Here is a 6,365-nt window from a genome sequence, read left to right as displayed (position 1 = left end):
CTGACAACCGATAAGAAGACCAATCAAAGAATCGGCGAGTTTAAGGAACTTGTAGAAAAGACCTATCAGGATATTCTGATAAATGACGGGGTGGTAAGTGTGGAACTGCTCAAGAACCGTTTGCAGGGAGTAGCCGCTACGCCGACAACACTTCTTGCCATGAGCAAGGCAGAACTGCAATCCGTTAAAGAGTGCGTGGGCAAATCGAGAGCTGAGGGAACCTATCAGAATCTTCTCTATTCAGATAAGTTACTTATGGAGTTTGTAAAGGATAAGGGAATGACGGATATAGTCATAGCCACTATAACGGAAGACTTGTTTGAAGAATACCGTTTCTATCTGAAAAGACGAGGCTTGGCAACAGCAACCATCAACCGCTACCTTTGCTGGTTGAGTAGGCTGATGTATCGTGCGGTCAGTCAAAGGCTCATTCGCTGTAATCCTTTTGAGAATGCCAAGTATGAGAAAGCGGAACAGAAGATACGCTTTTTGCAAAAGAGCGAAGTATCTAAACTTATAGCACTGAGAGTACCTGACAAGGAGGCAGAACAAGCAAGACGGATGTTTGTCTTTGCCTGTTTTACAGGTTTGGCTATTGCCGATATGGAACATCTGCAATTTGGACACATACAAATGACAGCCGACGGACAAAGATATATCCGCAAGGAACGGCAGAAGACAAAAGTGGAGTTTATCGTACCCCTGCACCCGATAGCGGAGGCCATCATCAATCAATGCAAGAAAGAACAACCGAGCATGAAAGAAATGCAGACGGTGAAAGGAAAAGGCGACGACTTTATCTTTCACTGTGCTTGTAGCCGTAGCGTGATGAGTGCAAAGCTGAGCATCGTGGGTAAGGCTTGCGGTATCAGAGAGCGGTTGTCCTACCACATGGCAAGGCACACGTTCGGCACGCTGAGTTTAAGTGCAGGAATACCCATCGAAAGCATTGCCAAAATGATGGGGCACGCCTCTATATCCAGTACTCAAATCTACGCACAGGTTACCGATAATAAGATTTCGGAGGATATGGACAGGTTGATAAGGAAACATCAAAAAGAAGAAACAAAGGAGGAAGCCGTATGAATGTCAATCACCATCAAATAAAAAGAGACCGCAGTTATTTCGAGTGGGGCGATAATATGCAAATCACTTGCAAAGGCAAAGGCGAAATAGCCATGACAGAGAGTGAACTGGTGGATTTCTTTAGTGTAACATGGAGGAAGCTCAATTATCGTCTGCAACTTCTACTAAAAGTCTCTCCCCTGCAACCCGACGAAAGGGATACAGGGGAGCAGGAAGTCTACGTGAACGGACGACTGCGAGGATATGCTCCGCTTTATCCACTCACAATCATCATCGCTTTGTCTTATCAATTGGACAGTACGGAAGCACACTTCTTCAGGAAACATGTATGTCAGAGATTGCAGAAACCTAAATCCATAATAACACCGATATTCTTAATAGGAAAGACGGATACCTGATGATTATATTTTCTTTTTCTTTCATTGATTATATCTTACTACATAACTACAATAAGGTATAATACGTTGAAAGAAAAAGGATTAAAGATTTTTATTGATATACGAATATTCTTTCAATTATTTACTACGCTACTACAAAAGAAAGATTTTTATTAAAACTGAATTGACAGTGTATAAAAACTAAAAGCACAACCATGAGAATTTATAGTTTATAACACATAAACTAAAAGAGCTGTATCAAACCCTATAATGAGTAACGACACAGCTCTTTTTCTTGTTTTGAGGGAGATTAAAGTTTCTAATCAAGAAGTTCGCATCCTTTCAGATGTTGAGTTTGTATCCAATATATTTTATGGCAACTATTTAAGCTCATGCAACATGTAGGGTGCTCCAGAAACCTTTACCTTCAATTTTTCATAGCTTCCATCATCCATGTGATAGACAGAGTAGCCCATGCCTTGGTCTGTTGACATGCCGAAGATGATATTATTGCCAAACTTGCAGATGGATGTGGCCCAGCCTACAGTTCCAGAAAAATTCATCTTCTTGCAAGTCTTATTGTATAGATTAATTTCAAAGGCTTGAAATGATTTGTCATGAACGTAGTCAGGTGGATTGCTTGCCGCTCCGGGAATGTTAAGGTATCCATAAACCTTTCCGTTTCCACCATACACTTTATTATAAGCATACGATGTTCTATTCCCCTTTACTCCTTCTAAGTTTACGTCTGCAAGGGTGAAGCAATATGAGTTGTCAAAGTCTTGCTCCCCTTTCTTAATGCGCAAGAATCCTTCTTTGACCCCAGGCTGGTATCCAAACATAGCTACGCAATAGAAATAGATGTCACCCTTCTCGTCCACGAATGGGTCCCCAGCAGGGTCATAGAGGAGGCCATTGTAGCACGAGGGTCACTAATCATTTTGATGGGCTTATCGGTCTTGGTATCTATTAAGGCTATATGTGCCCCCTTCTCGCATGAGTAGGCAGACTTTAATTGGCAGAGCGTCACGTATAAGATGCCGTCTCTGATGATGGAAGCACATGGTTCAGGATTATTGTCGCCAGCCAACTTCCCCAAGGAATAGCCAGATAAATCTATTTCTCCTGTTTTTGTCATGGAGGACGGATCTATAATCCACACCTTTCCTAATCCAAGACAAGAAACGTAGGCTTTCTTCTCGGATAAGAATGTGATGTATGTGGCCTTTGCACCACTTGGAAATAGCATGGTGTTTCCTTCTTGAACAAGGATTCCATCCTTAGGGATGTACTTGTAGAGGTGTTCTGTATCTGTCACATATATCTTATTTTTATACACGAATGTGAATGCCCCCTTCGGAAGCACCAATGCATTGTCTGTATTGAGTGAACTAACACTCAAATCCTTGAACAGGCTAATATATGTGTTTTCTCCGATGTTTACGCTGTGTACAAATCCTACTTCAGATTTTGTAGAGGGAGGAAAGTCCGGAGAGTCCTTTCCGCATGAGGTGAGACCTACAAGAGATAGCAACACAAGGGCTGCGATTAAAAAATAATGTTTCATTTTATTTGTTTTTAAATTGGTAATATATTACAAACTCATTGCTCCGCCCGATGTTTTGTCGCGGAACAGATTAAAACGCAATTTTGTTTTAAAAGTGCGTCCTTGCAGTGGCATCTTGAATTCCATATAGTTCTCCTTGTCAAAGATGTTCTCAACTTCGAAACTCAATGAAATGTTGTTGTGCCAAAAGGATTGTTGAAGGCCTATGGTAAACACATCGTTGGAGGGGATAATCCATTTTTTACGCTGGTCGGACAGTGTGCTCATTTGCCATCCCCAATCGAATTCTCCGACATGGGACACATCCATATAAATTCTAGATAGTTCATTTCGCCCCAGCAAATTTTCTGCATGATACTCCAAACCATAGTTAAAATAGAAAGACGGTATGTTGGGTACATGTTTATTATATGTGGGATTATCCGTCCCTTTTGCATCGTTTAACCATTTCTGCCGGTCTCGAATGTCCTGTAGTGTAAGATTGAAATATGTATAGATGTTTGGTGTCACGTCTACTTTCAAATCGGTATCAAATCCCATCGTGCTCGTCTTTCCCAAGTTTGTGTAGATGGAACGGATATCAGCGGGGAAAAGCCTTATCATATTCTGGATATACATGTAATAGAAGTTTGTTTCCCACTGCACGCGGGTAAGTCCCATCACATTTCTTGTATCTATGATGGTTCCAACGTTCAGGTTGTCTCCAATTTCAGGCAGTAAGTTCACTGATGGCTTGATGCTCATTCCGTTACCGAAAAGTTCTCCTGTGTCTGGGAGTCTCACATTGTGTGAAAACGAGAACTTTCCCCTCACGCCTTTCCAAAACTCATAGCTCACTCCCTCACTAAATCCGTAGTACGTTCTGTTCACACTTGTCTGTTTGGGAGCTGATGCATCTTTCATTTGGGCTTTCGACAAGGCATCGCTTGTTCTAAAGATTTTTGACTTCAGATAGTAAATGCTTATCGTCAAGGAATTCTGAAAACGATGATTGGAAGAGGCATACAAATGACAGAGTCCGATATTGTTTGAAATCATTTTGCTGGGAAACGAGCTGGGATCGAACCCGAGATAGTCATTCATGCGTTCATCTTTAGGACGGTAGTCCGAAAGAGCAAGTTGATCATTTATGTTGAATGTATGTTGTCCAAATGTATATTTTAAATTAAATTTGTTTCGTAATTCAAATTGCCGGTTATGGGATTCATTAAGAAGATTATCTTCTGTTTCCCCCATTGCCTGAGTGATGGTTCCATCCCATTGTCTTCTTGTTGTTGTTGTGTCTATCAGGCTCGTTTGTATAATAGGAATAACAAGGGATGATTTCATTTCCAAACCTTTAAAGATGAAGTCGTCTTTTTCTATATGCAAAGTGGGCATTATATTAAAGCCTTTCATATAGGCATGCTGCGAATCAAAATTAAGAGACTGTATACCTTTTTTATTTCTGTAGAAGGCGCATTCCAAATCCAGTTTATCGAAGTATAACTTTCTAAAACCAATGCCGACATGATAGAAGTCTGCGTCATAATAGTCATTATTTCGTCTTACCTTTCTGTATTCTGAGACTGGCAGGTTTATTTCGAATACTGGCCATGACATCGTGTAGTTGTTCTTGGATTTATTCTTAAAGAAAGCAACATTAAATAATATGCCTGACTTTGCAAAAAGCTTTTGAGCACTTGTAAGTGTCTTGGATGTTCCGAATGATGCCAATTCCTGCGTGAATCCTACTAAGTCGCATTCATCCTCACGTGTCACAATATTGATGGCTCCTCCTAATCCGTCGCCTCCATATTCTGCAGGCACAATACCCTTGTACACCTCTATATATTTGATTACATCTATTGGAATATCGTTGATGTCGAAAGAACCGTCAGGACTGTTGAGTGGAAACCCATTAATATATACGGCGACACGCTTACCTTCTAAACCATGTACAGATATGCGCGACGCACTTCCCAATCCGCCTGTCTTTCTTACTTTGATGCCAGACGTGCGTGTAAGAATTTCTTCTATACCGCTTGAACGTCCCCGCAGCTTGGATCCGTCCACTACGGTTACAGCCATAGGACTCTGCCGAATGCGGTTTATTTCCGCCTGCTGGGAAGATCCCCTCACTACAACTTCGTTAAGGACGTTCGCTGATGATACTAAGAAAAAGTCTTTTGTGATATTGCCGTTTAACACAATGACTTGCCTTACTCGTTTATATCCAACAAATGAAACCTCAACAATACATGTTCCATTTGAGGGAATGTCAATTTGATAATTGCCTGTCTTGTCAGAAACTGTTTTCTGTTTTGTATTTTTGATTGATATGTATGCCCCAGATATGGGAAGTCCTGTTTCTTTATCTATGATTTTCCCACGTAATATATTTTGGGCAGACAAAACTGTTGTACACAAACACAGTATCGTTACGATGAATAATCTGTTCATAATTTTATGGATTAATGAGTTCTCGCCATCCTGCTGTATTATAGCGTATATATTCAGACAAAACCTGTTTTGCCTCTTCTTTACGGATTTCTGGATTTGAGACAATCTCTCCAACGATTGTTACCCATGTAGAAGAGGAAATCCGAAAGAATAGTGACGAAACTTTTGTTTGTATTTGTGGATAGACTTTTTGCATTTGGTCAATATATTCTTTACTTATTGCAACTTGTTCTTCGATAAAATTTTCACGGAAAAATTCTACAGAAGTACCTTTTGATTCAAAGAGCAATAACTTTAATTCTTCTTTATACAAGAAAATTATTTTAAGCGTTTCTCTTAGCAAATCTTTTTGACTTTGTATAGAGAAACGAAGTTTGTCTATTTTGTTGGATTCTATGCGATAGGAGGACAGCCTTCCATCCAAGACAGCAAGTAAAGGCCTAAGGACAGCATAAAAAATATCATCTTTTGTCTTAAAATAATTGTATATATTACCTAAGACAACTCCTGATTTTGCAGAAATTGTTCGCATCGAAGTTTTTCTAAAACCATTTTTAATAAATTCATTGCGGGCAGCTGTGACAATTCTGTTTCTTATATCTTCTTTTAATATTTTCATTACTATTTTATTAACGGACATCGTTCAATTTTGTTCATAAAAAAAGCGTACTGTTTAAAAAACAGTACGCTCCTTTTATTGTTGCCTTTATGCGGCTGTGTGATATTTTTATCATTAATTCCATTTTGGATACAAAGGTATGGGAAGAATTCTATACTGGCAATACTTATTAATAAGTATTTTTAATCGAATTATAATACTAAACTCAAATGGACTTAAAATAGTAATTCTCCTCCAACATCCTTTCCAAGTCCGAAGCCTTGTAGAGTATCTT

General features: G+C 39.5%; 4 protein-coding genes and 1 pseudogene. 2 read left to right on the top strand and 3 right to left on the bottom strand.

The window, feature by feature from the left end; all coding sequences use genetic code 11:
• Nucleotides 1-1,086: tyrosine-type recombinase/integrase (locus JCM12259_RS12190; RefSeq protein WP_025066647.1), on the top strand; the 1,086-nt coding region annotated here is incomplete at its 5' end.
• Nucleotides 1,083-1,484, top strand: a complete 402-nt coding sequence (locus JCM12259_RS12185; RefSeq protein WP_025066646.1) for a hypothetical protein — start codon at nt 1,083-1,085, stop codon at nt 1,482-1,484. The genes JCM12259_RS12190 and JCM12259_RS12185, both read left to right, overlap by 4 nt.
• A gap of 359 nt (nt 1,485-1,843) precedes the next feature.
• Here JCM12259_RS12185 and JCM12259_RS15535 read toward each other — a convergent pair.
• From JCM12259_RS15535 to JCM12259_RS12170, 3 genes and pseudogenes are all read right to left on the bottom strand, one after another.
• Nucleotides 1,844-3,030 (bottom strand): annotated as a pseudogene (locus tag JCM12259_RS15535) (YncE family protein).
• Nucleotides 3,031-3,057: 27 nt separating this feature from the next.
• Complete coding sequence (locus JCM12259_RS12175) at nt 3,058-5,472, bottom strand: TonB-dependent receptor (protein ID WP_025066645.1); 2,415 nt, start codon at nt 5,470-5,472, stop codon at nt 3,058-3,060.
• A gap of 4 nt (nt 5,473-5,476) precedes the next feature.
• Complete coding sequence (locus JCM12259_RS12170; RefSeq protein ID WP_023984414.1) at nt 5,477-6,112, bottom strand: TetR/AcrR family transcriptional regulator; 636 nt, start codon at nt 6,110-6,112, stop codon at nt 5,477-5,479.
• Nucleotides 6,113-6,365: the final 253 nt, after the last annotated feature.

Origin of the sequence: Hoylesella enoeca JCM 12259, from assembly GCF_000613405.1 — a bacterium.
Taxonomy (GTDB): domain Bacteria; phylum Bacteroidota; class Bacteroidia; order Bacteroidales; family Bacteroidaceae; genus Prevotella; species Prevotella enoeca.
Note: the sequence above shows the minus strand (reverse complement) of the source record. Positions and strands in the feature narration are given on the sequence as shown.

Bases quoted from the DNA above. Each gene is read 5' to 3' on its own strand.
- JCM12259_RS12175 (WP_025066645.1), bottom strand. From the start codon at position 5,472: ATGAACAGATTATTCATCGTAACGATACTGTGTTTGTGTACAACAGTT.
- JCM12259_RS12185 (WP_025066646.1), top strand. From the start codon at position 1,083: ATGAATGTCAATCACCATCAAATAAAAAGAGACCGCAGTTATTTCGAG.
- JCM12259_RS12170 (WP_023984414.1), bottom strand. From the start codon at position 6,112: ATGTCCGTTAATAAAATAGTAATGAAAATATTAAAAGAAGATATAAGA.